Origin of the sequence: Pseudomonas retamae (assembly GCF_043496865.1) — a bacterium.
Lineage (GTDB): Bacteria > Pseudomonadota > Gammaproteobacteria > Pseudomonadales > Pseudomonadaceae > Aquipseudomonas > Aquipseudomonas retamae.
The window spans coordinates 190,712-212,604 of record NZ_JBIEIL010000011.1 but is presented as its reverse complement, the minus strand read 5'-3'; the positions used below and the strand labels follow the sequence as shown (position 1 = coordinate 212,604).

Genomic DNA, 21,893 nt, shown 5'->3' with positions numbered 1-21,893 from the left:
CGGTCACGGCGTACATCGTGCGTTTTTTACGCGGCGGTGGCGGAGAGCCGGGCGGGCAGAGGTAGTGATCGAGGGCGCGGTCGGCGGCGTCGTGGAGTTTGTTGGAGTCGAGGGATTCGTAGGGGGAAATGGGGTCGGTTTCGGGTGGGTTGGGGGTTGGTTTGGTCATGGTGGAGCTCCTGAGCTTATGGAGCCACTCTTTTCCCTGTCGCTAAACAGGTGAAGGTGGCAGCTGTACGCAGGTTAGCGAACCGGTCTCAGGCACCCCGGTAGACCCGAAGGTCTCCCGCATACAGCCGCCATAACGTTATTGCGGGCGAAGATCTCCGCAACGTAGCTACGAACGCTGATGCACTGAGAGAATCCGGGTCGCTAAACCCGATCGCTGATTCGTCAGCGACCGATCCACAATAGAACCCGACCCCAAAGCACACAAGCCGGCGGATTCTGGCTTGGCTGTAGGCAATGGCGCAAGGATTTGTAGCCTTGAAGGCGTGTCTTGAGGTGTCGTTTAAACAGCTTCGTTTAAATCAAAAAGTTGTGCCGAATCTGATGGCCTCTTCGCGAGCAGGCTCGCTCCCACAGTTTGGAGTGCGTTTCAATCTGACATTTGGAATGCGGTCCCTTGTAGGCCTTCGCCTGCTCGCGATGGTTTTTCAGTCGATGAATTCGAACCAGACAAACTGCTATCGCGAGCAGGCGAAGGCCTACAGGGGGCGTGATCATTTCTCCAGTTTCATCTCCTTGGCAAAAGTTGGAAGGCTTCTTGCAATAGCCGCCGTGCGCCCACTCGGGGCGTCAAAAGTTTGCTTTAAAGGAACGGGGAAAACCGGTGGATCGCTCTCAGTTATTCAACACTGCTCGCACAAACGTTGCCGACCTCAGTCGAGGCAATCTGGGTGTGCCGTTGTTGCTGCTGGTGATGCTGGCGATGATGATGTTGCCGGTGCCGCCGTTCCTGCTCGACGTCTTCTTTACCTTCAACATCGCCCTGTCGATCGTGGTCCTGCTGGTCTGCGTGTATGCGTTGCGGCCGCTGGATTTTGCGGTGTTCCCGACCATTCTGCTGGTCGCGACGCTGTTGCGACTGGCGTTGAACGTTGCCTCGACGCGGGTGGTAATGCTCCACGGTCAGGACGGCCACGCCGCCGCCGGTAAGGTGATCCAGGCCTTCGGTGAGGTGGTGATCGGTGGTAACTACGTGGTCGGTATCGTGGTGTTCGCGATTCTGATGATCATCAACTTCGTCGTGGTGACCAAGGGCGCCGGGCGGATTTCCGAGGTGAGCGCGCGTTTTACCCTCGACGCGATGCCCGGCAAACAAATGGCGATCGACGCCGACCTCAACGCCGGCCTGATCGACCAGAATCAGGCCAAGGCGCGCCGCCAGGAAGTCGCCCAAGAGGCCGAGTTCTACGGTTCGATGGATGGTGCCAGCAAGTTCGTCCGCGGTGACGCCATCGCCGGCCTGCTGATTCTGTTCATCAACCTCATCGGCGGCATGGCCGTCGGTATCTTCCAGCACAACATGGGTTTTGCTGACGCCGGCAAGGTGTACGCCTTGCTGACTATCGGTGACGGTTTGGTGGCGCAATTGCCATCACTGTTGTTATCGACAGCAGCGGCGATCATGGTGACCCGTGCTTCCGGTTCGGAAGACATGGGCAAACAGATCAACCGGCAGATGTTCGCCTCGCCGAAAGCGCTGGCCGTGGCCGCAGGTTTGATGGCGGTGATGGGCCTGGTGCCGGGCATGCCGCATTTCTCCTTCCTGAGCATGGCCGCGCTGGCCGCTGGCGGCGCCTACCTGTTCTGGAAAAAGCAGAACGTCGCCAAGGTCGTGGCGCTGGAAGAGGTCAAGCGTCAGCAGGAACTGCTGCCGTCGCCGGCCCGGGCCATGGAAACCAAGGAGCTGGGCTGGGACGACGTCACGCCCATCGACATGATCGGCCTGGAAGTTGGCTACCGCCTGATTCCGCTGGTGGACCGCAATCAGGGTGGGCAGTTGCTCGCGCGGATCAAGGGCGTGCGCAAGAAGCTCTCGCAGGATCTGGGCTTCCTGATGCCGACCGTGCACATCCGCGACAACCTCGATCTGGCGCCGAGCGCTTACCGCTTGACGCTGATGGGCGTGATCCTCGCCGAGGCCGAGATCTACCCGGATCGCGAACTGGCGATCAATCCGGGTCAGGTGTACGGCTCGCTCAACGGTATCAACGCCAAAGATCCGGCTTTTGGCCTGGAGGCGGTGTGGATCGAAATCAGCCAGCGCGCCCAGGCGCAATCGCTCGGCTACACCGTGGTCGACGCCAGCACCGTAGTCGCGACGCACTTGAACCAGATTCTCTACAAGCACTCCAGCGAGCTGATCGGCCACGAGGAAGTCCAGCAACTCATGCAATTGCTGGCCAAGAGCTCGCCGAAACTGGCGGAAGAGCTGGTGCCGGGCGTGGTTTCGCTGTCGCAGTTGCTCAAAGTGCTGCAAGCGTTGCTCGCCGAACACGTGCCGGTGCGCGATATCCGCAGCATCGCCGAAGCCATCGCCAACAACGCCGCCAAGAGTCAAGATACCGCCGCGTTGGTGGCTGCCGTGCGGGTCGGCGTATCCCGTGCAATCGTCCAAAGCATTGTAGGCACTGAGTCCGAGCTGCCTGTGATCACATTGGAACCAAGGTTGGAACAGATATTGCTCAATAGTCTGCAGAAGGCAGGACAAGGCTCGGAAGAGGGCGTTCTGCTGGAGCCAAGCATGGCCGAGAAGCTGCAACGTTCGTTGATCGAAGCGGCGCAGCGTCAGGAAATGCAAGGTCAGCCGGTGATCCTGTTGGTTGCCGGCCCGATCCGCGCGATGCTCTCGCGCTTTGGCCGCCTCGCCGTCCCCGGACTGCATGTGCTGGCCTACCAGGAAATACCGGACAACAAGCAAGTGACCATCGTTGCGACAGTAGGGCCCAACGGCTGAGGTAGTGGTTTATGCAAGTTAAGCGTTTTTTCGCCGCCGATATGCGTCAGGCCATGAAGCTGGTTCGCGATGAGCTGGGCGCTGATGCCGCCATCATCGGTAACCGCCGCATTGCCGGCGGCGTCGAGTTGACGGCGGCTCTGGATTACAAATTGTCGGCGCTGGCGCCACGGGTTCCGAACATGGAACTCGAGGACGAGCTGCGCAAGACCCAGTCGCGCATCGTCACCGCTCAGGCCGAATTGAGCCTGCGTGGCGAAGCCGACGGCAACACCAATCAGCAGTTGTTCGCCGGGCTGCCGTTGACGGCCGGCCTGCCGCTGACCGCTGCCGAACCGTTGACCGAGCCGACCTACGCCGCGCCGGCGCGTCCGGCCGCAGCGCCTGCGCAGGCCTCGGCGGGCGTCGATCCGCGTGCGCTGGATTCGATGCGTTTTGAATTGAACAGCCTGCGTGAGCTGATGGAAGTCCAGCTCGGCACGCTGGCCTGGAATCAGCTGCAGGGCAGCCGCCCGGCGCAAGCCAATCTGTATCGCCGTTTGCAGCGCATTGGCCTGTCCGGCCCGCTGTCGCGCGATCTGCTGTCGATGATCACTGACATCGAAGAGCCGCGTCAGGCCTGGCGCATGTTGCTCGCGCATCTGGCGCGGATGATTGCCGTGCCGGAAGTCGAGCCGCTGGAAGAGGGCGGTGTCATCGCCATGGTTGGCCCGGCCGGCATGGGCAAGACCACCACGCTGGCCAAGCTGGCGGCGCGTTATGTGCTCAAGTACGGCGCGCAGAATGTCGCGCTGGTGAGCATGGACAGCTTCCGCATCGGTGCGCAGGAACAACTCAAGACTCTGGGGCGCATCCTCAATGTGCCGGTGACCCACGTCGATCCGGGCCAGTCGCTGGTGCAGGCGCTCGATCCGCTGCTGCGCAAGCGCGTGGTGCTGATCGATACCGCCGGTCTGCAGGCCAGCGATCCGGCGTTGCGCATGCAGCTGGAAAGCCTGGCCGGGCGTGGCATTCGCTCAAAAAATTATCTGGTCCTGGCAACCACCAGCCAGAAACAGGTTCTAACCGCCGCTTATCATAGTTACAAGCGTTGCGGGCTGGCCGGCTGCATTCTGACTAAACTGGATGAAACAGCCAGTCTTGGTGAAGTGTTGAGCCTGGCGATCAGTCATGAATTGCCGGTCGCGTACCTGACCGATGGCCCACGGATTCCGGATGATCTGCATCTGCCGCGCCGTCATCAACTGGTCAGCCGCGCCGTCAGCGTGCAAATGCAGGAAGAACCCAGCGAAGAAGCCATGGCTGACATGTTCGCTGATATCTATCACAGCCCGACCAAGCAGGTTGGCTGAGGTAATCATGAACAGTTTTTGTACCTACATCGATGGTCTGCCACGCATTGTTCCGATCCGGAACGCGCAGCCAGTAATGTGGCCTCCGTCTATGCAAGACAAGGTAAAGAAATAACATGGGCAGCATGCATCCCGTACAGGTGATCGCGGTGACCGGCGGCAAAGGTGGCGTCGGCAAGACTAACGTGTCAGTGAACTTGTCGCTGGCGCTGGCAGAGCTTGGCCGTCGGGTCATGCTGCTGGACGCCGACCTCGGTCTGGCGAACGTCGACGTTCTGCTGGGGCTGACCCCCAAACGCACGCTGGCCGACGTCATCGAAGGCCGGTGCGAATTGCGCGACGTGCTGTTGCAGGGCCCGGGCGGGATTCGCATCGTGCCGGCGGCGTCCGGCACGCAGAGCATGGTCCACCTGAGCCCGGCGCAGCACGCCGGCCTGATTCAGGCGTTCAGCGACATCGGCGACAATCTCGACGTGCTGGTGATCGACACCGCTGCGGGCATTGGTGACTCGGTAGTCAGTTTCGTCCGCGCGGCGCAGGAAGTGTTGCTGGTGGTGTGTGACGAGCCGACCTCGATCACCGACGCCTACGCACTGATCAAACTGCTCAACCGCGACTACGGCATGAACCGCTTCCGCGTCCTCGCCAACATGGCGCAGAGCCCGCAGGAAGGCCGCAACCTGTTCGCCAAGTTGACCAAGGTCACGGACCGTTTCCTTGACGTCGCCCTACAATACGTAGGCGCCGTCCCGTATGACGAAAGCGTGCGCAAGGCCGTGCAGAAACAACGCGCCGTCTACGAAGCCTTTCCACGCTCCAAATGCGCCCTGGCCTTCAAGGCCATCGCGCAGAAGGTCGACACCTGGCCGTTGCCGGCCAACCCGCGCGGCCATCTGGAGTTTTTCGTCGAGCGTCTCGTGCAGCAAACCGCAGGGCCTGTGATATGACCGCCAGTGGCATGAATCTTTACAAGAAGTCGGCGCGTGACGCGCAGTACGAATTGATCGAGCGTTACGCGCCACTGGTCAAGCGCATTGCCTATCACTTGCTGGCACGGTTGCCGGCCAGTGTGCAGGTCGAAGACCTGATCCAGGCCGGGATGATCGGCCTGCTCGAAGTGTCGACCAAATACGACGCCAGCAAAGGCGCCAGTTTCGAAACGTACGCGGGCATTCGAATCCGCGGCGCGATGCTTGACGAAGTACGCAAAGGGGACTGGGCGCCACGCTCGGTCCACCGCAATACCCGGATGGTCAGCGACGCAATTCGCTCGATTGAAGCTAAAACCGGCCGTGACGCTAAAGATCACGAGGTTGCGGCCGAACTCCAATTGAGTCTCGACGATTATTACGGGATTCTGAATGACACTTTGGGCAGCCGCCTGTTCAGTTTCGACGACCTTTTGCAGGACGGCGAACACGAAGGGCTGCACGAGGATGGCGCCAGTGCTCATATGGAGCCGTCACGCGATCTGGAAGATGAACGCTTCCAGACGGCGCTGGCGGACGCGATTGCCAATTTGCCGGAGCGTGAGCGACTGGTGTTGGCGCTGTACTACGACGAAGAACTGAACCTCAAGGAAATCGGTGAAGTCCTTGGCGTCAGTGAATCGCGGGTCAGCCAGTTACACAGCCAGTGCGCGGCCCGTTTGCGGGGGCGTTTGGGGGAGTGGCGAGCGCGCTGAAGGCAGTGTGGGGACACTGCGAAACGAGGCTGGTGCGGTGGTAAGCGGCGCCGGTCTCGATCCGTTGTGCTCCAGACAAACTTTAAGTGCTGCGCCGATTGATTGAAGTGGCGCGTCCAGGTGCTGGGCGCGTTTAAGACTGCTTGGAGGTCGAATTGAACAAAGACATGAAAATCCTCATCGTTGATGACTTCTCAACGATGCGGCGGATCATCAAGAACCTGCTGCGCGATCTTGGGTTCACCAATACCGTCGAGGCCGACGATGGCGTAACCGCCATTCCGGTCCTCAACAGCGGCAGCATCGACTTTCTGGTAACGGACTGGAACATGCCGGGCATGACCGGTATCGACCTGCTGCGCCACGTGCGCGCCGATGAAAAACTCAAGCACCTGCCGGTGCTGATGGTGACCGCTGAAGCCAAGCGCGAGCAGATCATCGAAGCCGCTCAGGCCGGTGTGAACGGCTACGTGGTCAAACCTTTCACGGCTCAGGCGTTGAAAGACAAAATCGAGAAGATTTTCGAACGCATCGGCTGAGAACGCGCGGGGGAGCTATGGAGCATAACGAATCTTCACAGGGCGATTTTGAATCGACCCTGAAAAAACACGCGGTCGAACTGGTCGAAAGCCTTGAAAAAGGCAGGTTCGGCGACGCGGTGCAACTGATCCATGAGCTCAATCAGACCCGTGACCGTGGCCTGTATCAGGAAGTGGGCAAGCTCACGCGTGAACTGCACAGTGCGATCGTCAATTTCCAGATCGATCCGCACATGCCGCAGGCCGAGGAAGTGTCACAAATCACCGACGCCACCGAACGCCTGGGCTATGTGGTCAAGCTGACGGAAGCCGCGGCCAACCGCACCATGGATCTGGTGGAAAGCGCCACGCCGGTGGTCAACAGTCTGGCTGATGAAGCCCAGACGTTGAGCGCCGATTGGGGTCGCTTCATGCGTCGCGAGGTCGGGGCTGAAGAGTTCCGCGAGCTGGCGCGCCGGGTCGACGGTTTTCTGTCACGCAGCAGCACGGACAACCGTGCGGTGTCGAGCAATCTCAACGACATCCTGCTGGCCCAGGATTACCAGGACCTCACCGGTCAGGTGATCAAGCGCGTGACCCAACTGGTCACCGAAGTCGAAAGCAATCTGCTCAAACTCGTGCTCATGGCCAGTCAGGTCGACCGCTTTGCGGGCATCGAACATGACCGTGCCGCGATGCTTGCGGAAAAAGATCCACAAAAACATCTCTCGCAGGGTGAAGGTCCGCAGATTCATGCCGATAAACGAGAAGACGTTGTGTCCGGTCAGGACGATGTGGACGATTTGTTATCCAGCCTTGGATTCTAAGAATTTCTGAATTCGGGTTTTTTGGGTTTTTAGACCTGTAGGAGCACCCCATTAATGAGCTTCGGCGCCGATGAAGAGATCCTTCAGGATTTCCTGGTTGAGGCCGGCGAGATTCTTGAGCAACTGTCCGAACAACTGGTCGAGCTGGAAAGCCGCCCGGATGACGCAGATCTGCTCAATGCAATTTTTCGCGGTTTCCACACTGTAAAAGGGGGCGCCGGCTTCCTTCAGCTCAATGAGCTGGTGGAGTGCTGTCACATCGCCGAAAACGTGTTCGACATCCTCCGTAAGGGTGAGCGTCGCGTTGATGCCGAACTGATGGACGTCGTGCTCGAGGCACTGGACGCGGTGAACAGCATGTTCAGCGAAGTCCGCGAGCGTGCGCCAATCACCGCCGCCACGCCGGAGCTGCTGGCCGCGCTGGCGCGTCTGGCCGAGCCGCAAACCGCTGACGAAGCCCCGGCTTCGCCAGTGGCCGAGATGATCGAAGAACTGGTCGTCGAAGGCGACGCATCCGGCGACATCACCGATAACGAATTCGAGCAGTTGCTGGACTCGCTGAACGCCGTCAAGGCCGAAGCCGAAGCCCCGGCCGCTGCGGCCCCTGCGCCAGCCGCCGAGGTGCCGGCCAGCGATGAAATCACTGACGCCGAGTTCGAGTCGTTGCTCGATCAGCTGCACGGCAAAGGCCAGTTCGCCGTTGACGCAGTCGCACCGACCGCCGCAGCGCCCGCCGCACCGGCCAAGGGCGACAGCTCCGACATCACCGACGATGAATTCGAAGCGCTGCTTGATCAGTTGCACGGCAAGGGCAACTTTGCTGTCGATGCGCTGGAATCGGCAATCGCCTCGGCACCTGCAGCCGCCGCCCCGGCAGCCGCCGCAGCCGGCAGCGACCTGATCAGCGATCACGAATTCGAATCGCTGCTCGACGAATTGCACGGCAAAGGCAAGTTTGACGCCGGCGCTGCCACTGCTGGCTCCGCATCAAGCGTGGCCATGCCGGCCGCCAAGGCTCCGGCTGCTGCCGCTGCTGCTGCGCCAAAAGCCGCGCCTAAGCCTGAACCAAAAGCCGAAACGCCAAAACCAGCCGCCGCTGCTGCACCGGCCCCGGCCCGTGCGCCTGCCTCGCCACCGCCTGAAAAACCGGCGAGCGAAGCCGAGACCACCGTGCGCGTCGACACCGCGCGGCTCGACGAGATCATGAACATGGTCGGCGAGCTGGTGCTGGTGCGTAACCGTCTGGTGCGTCTGGGCCTCAACAGCGGCGACGAAGCCATGTCCAAGGCCGTGTCGAACCTCGACGTGGTCACCGCTGACCTGCAGACCGCCGTGATGAAAACGCGGATGCAGCCGATCAAGAAGGTCTTCGGGCGCTTCCCGCGTCTGGTTCGCGACCTCGCTCGTCAGCTCAAGAAAGAGATCAACCTGGAACTGGTGGGTGAAGAAACCGACCTCGACAAAAACCTTGTCGAGGCCCTGGCCGACCCGCTGGTCCACTTGGTGCGCAACGCCGTCGACCACGGCATCGAGTCGCCGGAAGAACGCGAAGCCTCAGGCAAGGCCCGTGGCGGTCGTGTGGTGCTGGCGGCCGAGCAGGAAGGCGACCATATCCTGCTGTCGATTTCCGACGACGGCAAAGGCATGGACCCGAACGTGCTGCGTGCAATCGCGGTAAAACGCGGGGTGATGGACAAGGACGCGGCCGATCGCCTGAGCGATACCGAGTGCTACAACCTGATTTTCGCCCCGGGGTTCTCGACCAAGACCGAGATCTCCGACGTGTCCGGCCGCGGTGTCGGCATGGACGTGGTGAAGACCAAGATTTCCCAGCTCAACGGTTCGATCAACATCTACTCGACCAAGGGCCAGGGCTCGAAGATCGTCATCAAGGTGCCGCTGACCCTGGCGATCATGCCGACGCTGATGGTCATGCTGGGCAACCAGGCGTTTGCGTTCCCGCTGGTCAACGTCAACGAGATCTTCCACCTCGACCTGTCGACCACCAACGTCGTCGATGGTCAGGAAGTGGTGATCGTGCGCGACAAGGCGCTGCCATTGTTCTACCTCAAGCGCTGGCTGGTCAGCTCCGCCGCTCACGAAGAGCAGCGTGAAGGCCATGTGGTGATCCTTTCGGTGGGCACCCAGCGGATCGGCTTCGTCGTCGATCAACTGGTCGGTCAGGAAGAAGTGGTCATCAAGCCATTGGGCAAAATGCTGCAGGGCACTCCGGGCATGTCCGGCGCCACCATCACCGGTGACGGCCGCATTGCACTGATTCTCGATGTTCCAAGCATGCTCAAGCGTTACGCCACAAAGCGTATTTGAATCCGGGGCGGCGGGGCGCTGACGTCCCGCTGCACCTAATGGAGTGTTTATGGCAGTCAAAGTCCTGGTGGTGGACGATTCGGGGTTTTTCCGCCGCCGCGTCTCGGAAATTCTTTCTGCGGATCCGAGCATTCAGGTGGTCGGCACTGCAACCAACGGTAAAGAGGCGATTGATCAGGCGCTGGCGCTCAAGCCGGACGTGATCACCATGGACTACGAGATGCCGATGATGGACGGCATCACGGCAGTGCGGCACATCATGCAGCGCTGCCCGACCCCGGTGTTGATGTTTTCCTCGCTGACTCACGAAGGCGCGCGGGTAACCCTCGATGCGCTGGACGCCGGCGCGGTGGATTTCCTGCCGAAGAATTTCGAAGACATCTCGCGCAATCCCGAGAAGGTCAAGCAACTGCTCTGCGAAAAGGTTCACAGCATTTCGCGCAGCAACCGTCGTTTCAGTGCCTACAGCGCCCCGGCGCCTGCCGCTGCGCCAGCACCGACGCCTGCTCCGGCAGCATCGAGCTACAGCAGCCACAGCAGCCCTGTTCCGGCGCGTCCGGCACCTGCACCTGCGCCAGTTCGCGCCTCTGCGGCCAGCGCTTCGTCAGCGGCACCGAAACGCAAAGCCTACAAACTGCTTGCCATCGGTACGTCGACCGGCGGGCCGGTTGCGCTGCAACGTGTATTGACGCAACTGCCGGCGAACTTCCCGGCGCCGATCGTGCTGATCCAGCACATGCCGGCGGCGTTCACCAAAGCGTTCGCCGAACGTCTCGACAAGCTCTGCCGCATCAGCGTCAAGGAAGCCGAGGACGGCGACATTCTGCGCCCGGGCCTGGCTCTGCTGGCGCCGGGTGGCAAGCAAATGATGATCGACGGCCGTGGCGCGGTGAAAATCCTCCCGGGCGACGAGCGTCTGAACTACAAGCCTTGTGTCGACATCACCTTTGGCTCGGCGGCGAAATCCTACGGCGACAAAGTGTTGGCGGTGGTCTTGACCGGCATGGGCGCCGACGGCCGCGAAGGCGCGCGTCTGCTCAAGCAGGGCGGCAGCGCGGTGTGGGCGCAGGACGAAGCCAGTTGTGTGATCTACGGCATGCCGATGGCCATCGTCAAAGCTGATCTGGCCGACGCGGTGTACAGCCTCGATGACATGGGTAAACACATCGTCGAGGCGTGTCTCTGATGGATGTTCTCAGCCTTATCGGCCTGATCATGGCGTTCGTCGCCATCATCGGCGGCAACTACCTTGAAGGCGGCCACCTCGGCGCGCTCGCCAACGGTCCGGCGGCGCTGATCGTGCTCGGCGGCACCGTCGGCGCGGCGCTGCTGCAATCGCCCATGAGCGCGTTCAAACGTGCCATGCAGATTCTGGCGTGGATCTTCTTCCCGCCGCGGGTCGACCTGGCCGGCGGCATCGACCGCGTAGTCAACTGGAGCCTCACCGCGCGCAAGGAAGGCTTGCTCGGGCTCGAAGGCGTCGCCGATGCCGAACCCGACAGCTACTCGCGCAAGGGTCTGCAATTACTGGTCGACGGTGCCGAACCGGAAGCCATTCGCAGCATTCTCGAAGTGGATTTCTACACTCAGGAATCGCGCGATATCGAAGCGGCCAAGGTCTTCGAAAGCATGGGCGGCTACGCGCCGACCATCGGCATCATCGGTGCGGTGATGGGCCTGATTCACGTCATGGGCAACCTGGCTGATCCGTCGCAACTGGGTAACGGCATTGCCGTGGCATTCGTCGCAACGATCTATGGCGTGGCCAGTGCCAACCTGATCCTGTTGCCGGTGGCCGCCAAGCTAAAGTCAATCGCGTTGCGGCAGTCGCGTTATCGCGAAATGTTGCTGGAAGGAATCCTGTCGATCGCCGAAGGTGAAAACCCGCGCTCTATCGAGTTGAAGCTTCAGGGCTTCATGGATTGATGGGGGGAATGGACTATGGCTCGTCGCAGGCACCAGGAAGAACACGTTAACCACGAGCGCTGGCTCGTGTCGTACGCCGACTTCATCACACTGCTGTTCGCATTCTTCGTGGTGATGTACTCGATCTCGTCGATCAACGAAGGCAAGTACAAAGTCATTTCCGAAGCGCTGATCGGGGTGTTTACCGACTCCGATCGCTCGCTAAAACCGATCCCGATCGGCGACGAGCGGCCGAAAACCGTGACCCCGGCCAAGCCGCTGGTCAAGGATGCCGAGCAGGTCGACGCCGGTATCGCCGGCGCCAGCGATCCGCTGAAAAGCATTGCCGATGACATCAGCGCCGCGTTCGGTGACTTGATCAGCTCCAACCAGATGACCGTGCGCGGCAACGAGCTGTGGGTCGAGATCGAACTCAACTCCAGCCTGTTGTTTGGCAGCGGTGACGCGATGCCGAGTGACATCGCGTTCAACATCATCGACAAGGTTGCGGCGATCCTGAAACCGTTCGACAACCCGATCCACGTCGAAGGCTTCACCGATGACCAACCGATCCGCACGGCGCAATACCCGACCAACTGGGAGCTGTCTTCGGCGCGCTCGGCGAGCATCGTGCGCATGCTGGCGATGCAGGGCGTAAATCCTGGCCGGCTCGCTTCGGTGGGTTACGGTGAATTCCAGCCGGTGGCCAACAACGCTACCGTTGAAGGCCGCGCGAAGAACCGTCGCGTGGTGCTGGTGGTGTCGCGCAACCTTGATGTGCGCCGCAGCCTGACTGGCACCGGAACCGCGAATGCGCAACCGGATGCCGCACTCAAGCGGGCTGGCACACAAACTGCACCGACCCCGGTCAAGACGCCGGGACGCGAGAGTGCCGTCAATTCTCCGTCGCCCGCATTAACACGCTGAAGCATGTCTCGGCCGAGCCGATTGGCCGGGAGGAACGAACTGAATGAGAGTCTGGGCAGTCGCCAATCAAAAGGGTGGTGTCGGTAAAACCACATCCTCCATCGCTTTAGCCGGATTGCTGGCCGAGGCGGGCAAGCGCGTGGTTGTGGTCGATCTCGACCCGCACGGCTCGATGACCAGCTATTTCGGCTACGATCCCGACAGTCTGGAACACAGCAACTACGACCTGTTTCTGCACAAGGGCAGCGTGCCGCAAGGCCTGCCGGGGCAGTTGCTGTTGTCGACCAGCGACGAACGCATTTCCCTGTTGCCGTCGAGCACCGCACTGGCCACCCTTGAGCGCCAGTCGCCGGGGCAAAGTGGTCTGGGCCTGGTGATCGCCAAGAGTCTGGCGCAGCTGTGGCAGGACTTCGATTACGCCATCATCGACAGCCCGCCGTTGCTCGGCGTGTTGATGGTCAACGCCCTCGCGGCGAGCCAGCAACTGGTGATCCCGGTGCAGACCGAGCACCTCGCCGTCAAAGGCCTGGAGCGTATGGTCAACACCCTGGCGATGATCAACCGCTCGCGCAAACAGGCGCTGCCGTTCAGCATCGTGCCGACCTTGTTCGACCGTCGTACGCAAGCCTCGATGCATACCTTGCGTGTGCTGCGTGACAAATTCCCCGAGGAGATCTGGCAGGGTTACATCCCGGTCGACACGCGTCTGCGCGACGCCAGCCGCGCCGGTGTCACGCCTTCGCAGTTTGACGGCAAGAGCCGTGGCGTTCTCGCCTATCGCGCACTGCTCAAGCATTTGCTCGCGCAGCAACTCGTTGCGCAGGTGGCGTGAACATGATCTCCATTCGCTTGCCCGAGCCCTGTGGGAGCGAGCCTGCTCGCGAAGCAGACGACGCGGTTTTCCTGCCTGGCGCTGATCCCCGATGAACCGCCCAGTGAAACTCACTACGCGTCCGCAACGAGCCTTGCAGTCTTATCTGGAAGACTTGCTACTGGATGTGCCCGAAGAGTTGGTGCCGCCCGTCGCGCAGCAGACCCAACCTGAGATCGTAGAAAGCACCGAGGTGATGGACGAGTTCCAGGCCGCCGTGCTGGAAGAACAGGCCCGCGATGCGCAGAAAGCCGCCCGACCTGCCGCCGCGCCGGTTGTCGCGCCAGTGGTCAAGGCACCGGTGACGTTGCTCGAAGAGCCGCGCGCCGTGGTCTCGACCCTGGCGCCGCTGCTGCAAACCCAGTTACTGAAAGTGCCGGAGCCAGAAATTCCCGCATCGGCGCCAGTGGTTGAAGAGCCGCAGGCTCTGGTGCCGCCACTGGTCGAAGTGCATCTGCCGCCAAACAATCCACCGCCGCCGGTGGAAACCGACGGGCGCCCGGCGTGGGCTGCCGAAGCCTTCGAATGCCTGCTGTTCGACGTCGCCGGATTGACGCTGGCCGTGCCGCTGGTGTGCCTCGGTTCGATCTATTCGCTGGCCGGCCAGGAACTGACGCCGCTGTTCGGTCAGCCGGAATGGTTCCTCGGCATTCTGCCCAGCCAGGCCGGCAATCTGAAAGTGCTCGACACCGCGCGCTGGGTCATGCCGGATCGCTACCGCGATGATTTCCGCCAGGGCTTGCAGTACGTGATTTCGGTACAGGGTTACGAGTGGGGGCTGGCGGTACATCAGGTCAGCCGCTCGTTGCGTCTGGACCCGAATGAAATCAAATGGAGAAGTCACCGGGGGCAGCGGCCATGGCTCGCCGGCACCGTGATCGAGCACATGTGTGCATTGCTTGATGTATCCGCACTGGCCGAGTTGATCGCCAGTGGCGGGGCGAAGCACATGAGCGGCAACAAGCCGCTACATAAACCGACATAGCAGCCGACATAACAATCAGGCGATGGCATTTTTCAATGCCACCACACAGAACACACACCGCCCGGGGCGGTTTTTTCGAGGGGTCAGGGTATGAGTAGTCAGGCGTCGAATGCAAAAGGTTCTGAAGATCCGATCCTGCAATGGGTGACCTTCAAACTGGATAACGAAACCTACGGCATCAACGTAATGCGCGTGCAGGAAGTGCTGCGCTACACCGAGATCGCGCCGGTGCCGGGTGCACCAAGCTACGTGCTGGGCATCATCAACCTGCGCGGTAACGTGGTCACCGTGATCGACACCCGTCAGCGCTTCGGCCTGCACAGCGGCGAGATCAGTGACAACACCCGTATCGTCATCATCGAGGCCGACAAGCAAGTCGTCGGCATCATGGTCGACAGCGTGGCCGAAGTGGTTTACTTGCGTCAGTCGGAAATCGAAACCGCACCGAACGTGGGTAACGAAGAGTCGGCCAAGTTCATCCAGGGCGTGTGCAACAAGAACAACGAGTTGCTGATCCTGGTCGAGCTGGACAAGATGATGAGCGAAGAAGAGTGGTCGGAACTGGAGAGCATCTGATTTGATTCTCGAGGTTGCGGTAATTGTTCTGTTTCTGTTCTGGGCAGGCACGCTGGCGATGTTCGTCTCGTACATCAAGGCGCAGCGGGTAATCGCTGCGCAGCAGGCCCAAGGCGATGCGCTGCGCGATCAGCGCATCAAGGAACTGGCCAAGCGCGTCGACGATTACCAGAACGGCAATGTGCGCATGGGCGAAGCCCTGCACGAGCTGCGCGCGGTGGTCAGCCCGTTGCCGGATAAAATCGTTGCCCTGGAACAGCGCGACCCGTCGAGCCTGTCGTTCGCCCAGGCGGCGAAACTGGTGGGCATGGGCGCCAGCGTTGACGAACTGACGCAGTCCTGCGGGTTGACCCAGGCTGAGGCGGAGTTGATGCGCAAGTTGCACAAAAACAGCTAGGGGCTTCAAGCTTCAAGCGGCAAGCGAGATCAAAAGTTCGCAGCCTTCGACGGCGCCTACAGGAATCTCATGTAAGGCGCTGGCGAAGGCTGCGAACTTTTTCTTGATTGCGTCGGGGGCGTAGCGATCGGCAGTTCTCCGGATCAGCGCGCCGGAGCTTTTGCGTAACCGATCAATCGATACAGGGCCTTCTGCTCACCATTCCCGCCGTAGGCTGCGTTGCCCCACGCCACTACTCGGCGATCTGCCCTGAGCGCCACGAAAGTATCGCCTCCTCCGTACACGGCACGTACGTCGCTAAGTAAATGCTTAATTGCGCTGGTATCGCCGCCGTCGGCCTCTCTACCCCACGCCACCACCACTCCGTTACTGCGCAAGGCGACGGCCGCGTGTTGATTAGCGTTGATGGCGACAATATCCCTCAGTTGGAGAATGTCTGGCGGAATGTTATTGATTTCGCTGGTACCGTCAGCCCAGGCGAGCACTGCGCCATCGCTACACAGCACGACAAATCCTGTCGCCGAACCGATGACGTGGACAATGTCGTTGCGCCTGGCGATCGCTTTTGGCATGGGTGGAATGTGTCCCCATGCGACCAGCGTTCCATTGCTTCGGCGTGCTGCAAACGCTGAGCTGCAGCTGGCCACATCGACGATGTCTCGCAGGCCTGCGACGTCCGGCGGGACCTCGCCTCCGCTGTGTTCACTTCCCCATGCTCGCACCTGGCCATTGTTGCGCAGCACTGCGAAAGCATGAGTCGAGCAGGCCAGTCTGGTTATGTCTGTGAGCAACGCAATATCGGCGGGCAAGTGCGGTGACTGGCTGTCATAACCCCAACAGACGACGTTTCCGGTGCGGCGCAGCGCGGCGAAACCATATTGCCCACCTGAGGCCTGCGTGATATCGGTCAACTCGGCGATTGGCGTCGGAAGTTCGCCTCCCATCTCCGGCCGACCCCACGCGACAATCCTGCCCGACTCAAGCAGGGCCACGAAAACATAAGTGCTGCCCGAGACCGCGACAATCGTATCCAGCTGTGCGATGTCTTCGGGAACCGTCCCGTTGGCGTAATGTCCCCACGCGAGCACATTGCCTAGCGCACGCCGAATCGCAAAGGCGCCCATCGCCGCCGACAGCTCTACGACGTCCTTAGCTTCTTTTATCGGTTCTGGCAAAGTGCCGCCGGCGTCGGCATAACCCCACGCATGGACTTTTCCGCTGTCCAGCCGAGCGCACAGGGCAAATGAGGTACCGACGATATTCGACGGGTTAAGCGTTATCCGTTTCTGGCCTGACGAGACCATCAGCTCGTCATAAGGCCGAACATCGAAAAACGCGCTACCGGTGACGGATTGCTTGTCTCCGACATATTGCCAAGTGACGTTCAACGGGTTGAGCGTTGAGGCATCCAGCGCTACAAGTCGCCAGCTGCGCGTGTAGAAATTGCCCAGACCACCTCGATTGCCGCGTGCGCCCATGACCAGCAGTTGGCCCTTAGCGTGGATGTTCAGTGACAAATCACCTTTTTTGTCTGGCATGGAGTCAATCTCTCGAGATGGTGGACCTGTGCGCGACCTGGGTCAGGTCTGGTCCGTCATCAAGCGCTGCGGGATTGGGCATGCGCTACTGTCAGACCTGACAGTAGCGACGAACGGTGTATGGCAGGGCGAAGAAGAGACTGCGACTGAAACTCAGTAATCATCCCCGCGTGCAGTGACATCCTTCTCGACCATCGGCGCGTCCGGGTCGTGCCCCTCGGGAAACTTCCCTTTCAGATTCCATGCGAAGGCGATGATCTCGGCGATCGTGCGGTACAGCTCTTCAGGAATGCTGTCGCCCAGTTCCATGCGCGCCAGCAGCCGCACCAATTCGGCATTTTCGTAAATCGGCACTTCGCAATCGCGGGCGATGCGCAGGATTTCTTCGGCGAGTTCTTCGTCACCCTTGGCGGTGAGGGTCGGGGCGTGGTTGCCGTCGTATTTGAGGGCGATGGCCTGGCGTGGGGCAGTGGAATCGTTCATGCGGTTTCGTCGACCCAGCGGTGTTCGAGGCGGGTTTGGTTACCTTGCGGCGGGGTGCCGTGGTGGCAGTCGATGTCGCCGACATTCAGTCCGCGATCGAGCAGGCGCTGGCGCAGGGCGAACAGGTTGTTCTCAATCAGGTCGGCGGTGTACGGTCGCTCGGCCCAGAGTTGCCCGGACAGGCTGCCCGCCACCAGTTGCGCCTGAATCTGCAATGGCCCGAGCGGTTCCATGTCGAAGGCCAGATCGACGCGCCACAGTTGCTGTTTGGGTTCGCGCTCGTCGCGGCGTTCGTTGGGTTGCGGCTCGCGTTCCGGCGCTTCTTCGCGCTGGAACTTGACCTGCAACGGCACGATGTCCTGCAGGTTGCGCATGGGGATTTCCAGTTGCCAGGTGCTGAGCAGGCGCCCGTCATCGGTGACGCCGGTCTGTTCCAGGCTCGACAGCTGATGGCTTTGCAAGCGCGAAACTGCGGCGGCGGCCAGGCGCAGCAATTGCTCCAGATCGCCTTCGCCGTCCTGGCTTTGCAGCAAACGCTCGGGCAATGGAAAACTGCTCGGCACGGGTTTGGCGCTGACCTGGCCGAGCATTCCGAGGGCGTTGCGCACGAAACTCGGCAGCGCTTGCGCCAAGGTGTTGGCGGCGATGATCGCGTTGAAACTGGTGCTGCTCGGCAGGCCCGGCGTCAATTGCGCGATCAGCTTGAGCAGATCGGCTTTCATGTCCGGCGCAAGGCTCGGGTTTTGCCCGGTCAGCAGTTTGGTTTCGAGGAACACGCCGCTGTTGGCCAAGGCCAGCGCTACGCCTTTGGCGGTGCTCAGTTGTTGCACGTCCGGCAGACTGGCGAGCAGCTTGTCGACCACCGCGCGCAAATCTGCGGAGGTCTGATCTGTGGCCGGCGGCAGGTTTTGCAGTGCGTTCAACAGGCCGCTCAACGAGGCTTGGCGGCTTTGCTGGCCGAGCAGTTGCTGACTGACTGCCAGTTGTTCCTGGCGGTTGCTCAGGGGCAGAAATTTCAGGCTTTGCGCGTCTTCGACGATGGCTGAAAGCAGGGTGCCGATGCGCAGCGGCTGCGGACTGTCGATGGTCAATGTGCTGCCGCTCAATGCGGTGTTGAGCAGGCTGACCATCGAGCGAAACACCGTCGCTTGTCCCGGCGTCTGCGGCAGGACCTGTGAGGTCAGCACCTTGCCCTGCAGCAGCGTGCCGACCGGCAGTTGCGCGGTATCGAGGCGGGTGAGGGCGGCGACGTTGCTGGCAATCGCCTGCTGCACGGTGATCGCCAGATTGCCCGCCGAGGGCTGGGTGATCGCCAGGTTAGTGCCTTGCGGCAGCGGCAGACTGCTGGTCGCTTGCACGGTGGTCTGGCGGCCGCCGTCGACGGTCACCTTGAGCAGCAATTCAAAGGTCTGGTCGGCCTGCTTGAGCGACAACACCTCGGCCTTGGCGCTCTGCCCGCTGCCGATCAAACCTTCAACCGGGGTCAGCAGCTTGAGCAGTTCGCCGACCTGCGGGCGCACGGTCGCCGCAGAGGCGGGCGGCAGCGGGAGGATGTTGATTTCGCCTGTCATACGCGGACACAACCTGAGGAAATTGCGCTCTTGAGAGTAAGGCACGGCATGTATAATGCCGCGCGTCGTGCGCTTCGTTAAAAAAACATAGCAATTGTTTGATCCAGCTCGCCAGTTCGAGCCTTCAATGCATCTATGCTGCCTCTCTTTAACGGCCGCGCCAGAGCCGACTTGAACCGTATAAGGCCCGTGATCCCTTGACCAGTCCTGTCCTGCAAACCCTTGCCCTCGCGTGTGAACGTGACCTCAGGCTGCTCTTCGAGAATCTCGAACTGACGCTGGCCGGTGGCGACATGGTGCAGATCAGCGGCCCCAACGGCAGCGGCAAAACCAGTCTTTTACGTCTGCTGGCCGGTCTGATGCAACCGACTGACGGCCAGGTCCTGCTCAACGGTCAGCCACTGACCGAGCAACGCCACGAACTCGCCCGCAACCTGCTGTGGATCGGCCACGCCGCCGGGATCAAGGATCTGCTGACGGCGGAAGAAAACCTGTCCTGGCTCTGCGCCCTGCGCCAGCCCGCCAACCGCGAAGCGATCTGGCAAGCCCTGGCAGCGGTAGGATTGCGCGGTTTCGAAGATGTTCCCTGCCATAACCTGTCGGCCGGCCAGCAGCGTCGCGTGGCGTTGGCGCGGTTGTATCTGGACAGCCCGCCGCTGTGGATTCTCGATGAGCCGTTCACCGCGCTCGACAAGCAGGGCGTCGCGCAACTTGAAGAACACCTGGCCGGGCACTGCGAACGCGGAGGTCTGGTGGTGTTGACCACGCACCACACGCTGAGCCGGATGCCGGCCGGTTATCGCGATATCGATCTGGGGAAATGGGCCGTATGAGCGTGTTCGGCCTGCTGCTCGCCCGTGAGTCCCGACTGCTGTTTCGCCGCCCGGCGGAGCTGGCCAATCCGCTGATTTTCTTCGCCATCGTCATTGCCTTGTTCCCGCTGGCCGTCGGCCCGGACACTCAGGTCTTGCAAAACCTGTCCCCGGGGTTAGTCTGGGTGGCGGCGTTGTTATCGGTCCTGCTGTCGCTGGACGGACTTTTCCGCAGTGACTTCGAAGACGGCTCGCTGGAGCAGTGGGTCCTTTCGTCGCACCCGCTGCCCCTTCTGGTCCTGGCCAAGGTGCTGGCACACTGGCTTTTCTCCGGTCTGGCACTGGTGCTGCTCTCGCCGTTGCTGGCGCTGATGCTCGGTTTGCCAACCGCTTGCCTGCCGGTGTTGCTGTTGTCGCTGCTGCTGGGTACGCCGGTACTGAGCTTGCTCGGCGCGGTGGGCGCAGCGTTGACGGTGGGGTTGAAACGCGGCGGCCTGTTGCTGGCGCTGCTGATTCTGCCGTTGTACATCCCGGTGTTGATCCTCGGCAGTGGCGCCTTGCAGGCCGCCTTGCAAGGCATGCCGGCGACCGGGTATCTGCTGTGGCTGGGTAGCCTGACCGCCCTGGCGATCACCCTGACACCGTTTGCAATAGCGGCTGGCCTGAAGATCAGCGTCGGCGAATAATAATGAGGTCTGGTTAAAATTTAACCACTTTGTCAAAAGAATGACCCGCGCCAGCTCACATCGAGGAGCGGCACCCGTGATGGAAACAACATGAACTGGACCTGGTTTCACAAGCTCGGCTCGCCCAAATGGTTTTACGGCATCAGCGGCAAGTTGCTGCCGTGGCTGAGCATCGCCGCGTTGCTGCTGATCGCTGTCGGCGTCGTCTGGGGGCTGGCCTTCGCGCCGCCGGACTATCAGCAAGGCAACAGCTTTCGCATCATCTATATCCACGTGCCTGCAGCGATGCTGGCGCAGTCGATCTACGTGATGCTGGCGGTGTGCGGCGTGGTCGGGCTGGTGTGGAAAATGAAACTGGCCGATGTCGCCCTGCAGTGCGCCGCCCCGATCGGTGCGTGGATGACTGCCGTGGCGCTGGTTACCGGGGCGATCTGGGGCAAACCGACCTGGGGTTCGTGGTGGGTGTGGGACGCGCGACTGACTTCGATGCTGATTCTGCTGTTCCTGTATTTCGGCGTGATCGCGCTGGGCAACGCGATCAGTAACCGCGACAGCGCCGCCAAGGCCTGCGCCGTGCTGGCAATCGTTGGCGTGATCAACATCCCGATCATCAAATATTCGGTGGAGTGGTGGAACACCCTGCACCAGGGCGCGACCTTCACCCTCACCGAAAAACCGGCGATGCCCGCAGAAATGTGGCTGCCGCTGCTGCTCACGGTGCTGGGTTTCTACTGCTTCTTCGGCGCCGTGCTGTTGCTGCGCATGCGCCTCGAAGTGCTCAAGCGCGAAGCCCGCGCCAGTTGGGTCAAAACCGAATTGCAGCACAGTCTGGAGGCCGCTCGATGAGTTTCGCGTCATTCGGCGACTTTCTCGCCATGGGCCATCACGGCCTGTATGTCTGGTCGGCCTACGGCATCTGTCTGGCGGTGCTGGCCCTCAACGTGGCGGCGCCGATCCTGGCCCGCAAGCGCTATCTGCAACAAGAGGCGCGTCGTCTGCGCCGGGAGAACGGCCAGTGAATCCGCTGCGCAAGAAACGTCTGATCATCATTCTGGCCATTCTGGTCGGGGTCGGCGCTGCCGTCGGCCTGGCCCTCAGTGCCCTGCAGCAGAACATCAATCTGTTCTACACGCCGACGCAGATCGCCAACGGCGAAGCACCGCAAGACACGCGCATCCGCGCCGGCGGCATGGTCGAGAAGGGCTCGCTGCAACGCTCAACGGACTCGCTGGACGTCAAGTTCGTCGTCACCGATTTCAACAAGTCCGTGACTATCGCCTACCGCGGCATCCTCCCGGACCTGTTCCGCGAAGGGCAGGGCATCGTTGCCCTCGGCAAGCTCAACGCCGACGGTGTGGTGGTGGCCGACGAAGTGCTGGCCAAGCACGACGAGAAGTACATGCCGCCGGAAGTGACCAAAGCGCTGAAAGACAGCGGTCAATCCGCGCCAACCCCTGCGAAGGAGAGCTGA

22 protein-coding genes and 1 pseudogene are annotated in these 21,893 nt (G+C 61.2%); 19 read left to right on the top strand and 4 right to left on the bottom strand.

Annotated features, from left to right (window positions below):
- A pseudogene (locus ACGSLL_RS28260) lies at positions 1-169 on the bottom strand (DUF6124 family protein); the annotation flags it as partial.
- A 663-nt stretch (positions 170-832) separates the two neighbouring features.
- On the opposite strand from ACGSLL_RS28260, the gene flhA reads away from it, so the two are divergent.
- The 14 genes from flhA (at position 833) to ACGSLL_RS21545 (ending at position 15,332) form a co-directional block, all read left to right on the top strand.
- Positions 833-2,962, top strand: coding sequence for a flagellar biosynthesis protein FlhA (gene flhA / locus ACGSLL_RS21610; protein ID WP_394507860.1), 2,130 nt, complete (start codon positions 833-835; stop codon positions 2,960-2,962).
- Between the two features lie 11 nt (positions 2,963-2,973).
- Entirely contained in the window at positions 2,974-4,314 is a 1,341-nt protein-coding gene (gene flhF / locus ACGSLL_RS21605) for a flagellar biosynthesis protein FlhF (protein WP_090282373.1), read from the top strand.
- 116 nt (positions 4,315-4,430) lie between these two features.
- Positions 4,431-5,261 (top strand): flagellar synthesis regulator FleN, encoded by an 831-nt coding sequence (gene fleN / locus ACGSLL_RS21600; RefSeq protein WP_016771060.1) that lies wholly within the window; start codon positions 4,431-4,433, stop codon positions 5,259-5,261.
- Positions 5,258-5,998 carry an RNA polymerase sigma factor FliA gene (gene fliA, locus ACGSLL_RS21595; protein WP_090282374.1) on the top strand — a complete coding sequence of 247 codons (741 nt, stop codon included), beginning with the start codon at positions 5,258-5,260 and terminating at the stop codon, positions 5,996-5,998. Before fleN ends, fliA begins: the two co-directional genes overlap by 4 nt.
- Positions 5,999-6,165: 167 nt before the next feature.
- Positions 6,166-6,537 carry a chemotaxis response regulator CheY gene (locus ACGSLL_RS21590; protein ID WP_161986607.1) on the top strand — a complete coding sequence of 124 codons (372 nt, stop codon included), beginning with the start codon at positions 6,166-6,168 and terminating at the stop codon, positions 6,535-6,537.
- A gap of 17 nt (positions 6,538-6,554) precedes the next feature.
- On the top strand, positions 6,555-7,343 hold the full coding sequence (locus ACGSLL_RS21585) for a protein phosphatase CheZ (RefSeq protein ID WP_042607546.1): 789 nt from the start codon (positions 6,555-6,557) through the stop codon (positions 7,341-7,343).
- A gap of 54 nt (positions 7,344-7,397) precedes the next feature.
- A complete protein-coding gene (locus ACGSLL_RS21580) occupies positions 7,398-9,671 on the top strand; it encodes a chemotaxis protein CheA (RefSeq protein WP_394507859.1) in 2,274 nt (757 codons plus the stop codon).
- Positions 9,672-9,720: 49 nt separating this feature from the next.
- Positions 9,721-10,857: a protein-glutamate methylesterase/protein-glutamine glutaminase gene (locus tag ACGSLL_RS21575; protein WP_394507858.1), complete on the top strand. Its 1,137-nt coding sequence runs from the start codon at positions 9,721-9,723 to the stop codon at positions 10,855-10,857.
- Positions 10,857-11,597, top strand: a complete 741-nt coding sequence (locus ACGSLL_RS21570) for a flagellar motor protein (RefSeq protein WP_039763601.1) — start codon at positions 10,857-10,859, stop codon at positions 11,595-11,597. The genes ACGSLL_RS21575 and ACGSLL_RS21570 overlap by 1 nt, the downstream gene beginning before the upstream one ends.
- A gap of 15 nt (positions 11,598-11,612) precedes the next feature.
- The gene (gene motD, locus ACGSLL_RS21565; protein ID WP_042607549.1) at positions 11,613-12,503 is read left to right on the top strand and encodes a flagellar motor protein MotD; all 891 of its coding nucleotides are present in this window, start codon (positions 11,613-11,615) and stop codon (positions 12,501-12,503) included.
- 43 nt (positions 12,504-12,546) lie between these two features.
- Positions 12,547-13,335 (top strand): ParA family protein, encoded by a 789-nt coding sequence (locus tag ACGSLL_RS21560; RefSeq protein ID WP_208938224.1) that lies wholly within the window; start codon positions 12,547-12,549, stop codon positions 13,333-13,335.
- Positions 13,336-13,426: 91 nt separating this feature from the next.
- On the top strand, positions 13,427-14,359 hold the full coding sequence (locus ACGSLL_RS21555) for a CheW domain-containing protein (protein WP_394507857.1): 933 nt from the start codon (positions 13,427-13,429) through the stop codon (positions 14,357-14,359).
- Between the two features lie 90 nt (positions 14,360-14,449).
- Positions 14,450-14,935 carry a chemotaxis protein CheW gene (locus tag ACGSLL_RS21550; protein WP_016771050.1) on the top strand — a complete coding sequence of 162 codons (486 nt, stop codon included), beginning with the start codon at positions 14,450-14,452 and terminating at the stop codon, positions 14,933-14,935.
- Between the two features lies 1 nt (position 14,936).
- The gene (locus ACGSLL_RS21545) at positions 14,937-15,332 is read left to right on the top strand and encodes a DUF2802 domain-containing protein (protein ID WP_263469768.1); all 396 of its coding nucleotides are present in this window, start codon (positions 14,937-14,939) and stop codon (positions 15,330-15,332) included.
- A gap of 143 nt (positions 15,333-15,475) precedes the next feature.
- Here ACGSLL_RS21545 and ACGSLL_RS21540 read toward each other — a convergent pair whose 3' ends face one another.
- The 3 genes from ACGSLL_RS21540 to fliK form a co-directional block, all read right to left on the bottom strand.
- Entirely contained in the window at positions 15,476-16,870 is a 1,395-nt protein-coding gene (locus ACGSLL_RS21540; protein WP_394507856.1) for an RCC1 domain-containing protein, read from the bottom strand.
- A gap of 153 nt (positions 16,871-17,023) precedes the next feature.
- Positions 17,024-17,353, bottom strand: coding sequence for an EscU/YscU/HrcU family type III secretion system export apparatus switch protein (locus ACGSLL_RS21535; RefSeq protein ID WP_258450064.1), 330 nt, complete (start codon positions 17,351-17,353; stop codon positions 17,024-17,026).
- Positions 17,350-18,924 (bottom strand): flagellar hook-length control protein FliK, encoded by a 1,575-nt coding sequence (fliK, locus tag ACGSLL_RS21530; protein WP_394507855.1) that lies wholly within the window; start codon positions 18,922-18,924, stop codon positions 17,350-17,352. Before fliK ends, ACGSLL_RS21535 begins: the two co-directional genes overlap by 4 nt.
- A gap of 197 nt (positions 18,925-19,121) precedes the next feature.
- Between fliK and ccmA the strand changes: the two genes are divergently transcribed.
- The 5 genes from ccmA (at position 19,122) to ccmE (ending at position 21,893) form a co-directional block, all read left to right on the top strand.
- Entirely contained in the window at positions 19,122-19,757 is a 636-nt protein-coding gene (gene ccmA / locus ACGSLL_RS21525) for a cytochrome c biogenesis heme-transporting ATPase CcmA (protein WP_394507854.1), read from the top strand.
- Positions 19,754-20,422: a heme exporter protein CcmB gene (gene ccmB, locus ACGSLL_RS21520; protein WP_090282384.1), complete on the top strand. Its 669-nt coding sequence runs from the start codon at positions 19,754-19,756 to the stop codon at positions 20,420-20,422. The genes ccmA and ccmB overlap by 4 nt, the downstream gene beginning before the upstream one ends.
- A 90-nt stretch (positions 20,423-20,512) precedes the next feature.
- Positions 20,513-21,268 carry a heme ABC transporter permease gene (locus tag ACGSLL_RS21515; RefSeq protein ID WP_394507853.1) on the top strand — a complete coding sequence of 252 codons (756 nt, stop codon included), beginning with the start codon at positions 20,513-20,515 and terminating at the stop codon, positions 21,266-21,268.
- Complete coding sequence (gene ccmD / locus ACGSLL_RS21510; RefSeq protein ID WP_007939192.1) at positions 21,265-21,441, top strand: heme exporter protein CcmD; 177 nt, start codon at positions 21,265-21,267, stop codon at positions 21,439-21,441. Before ACGSLL_RS21515 ends, ccmD begins: the two co-directional genes overlap by 4 nt.
- The gene (gene ccmE / locus ACGSLL_RS21505; protein WP_394507852.1) at positions 21,438-21,893 is read left to right on the top strand and encodes a cytochrome c maturation protein CcmE; all 456 of its coding nucleotides are present in this window, start codon (positions 21,438-21,440) and stop codon (positions 21,891-21,893) included. Before ccmD ends, ccmE begins: the two co-directional genes overlap by 4 nt.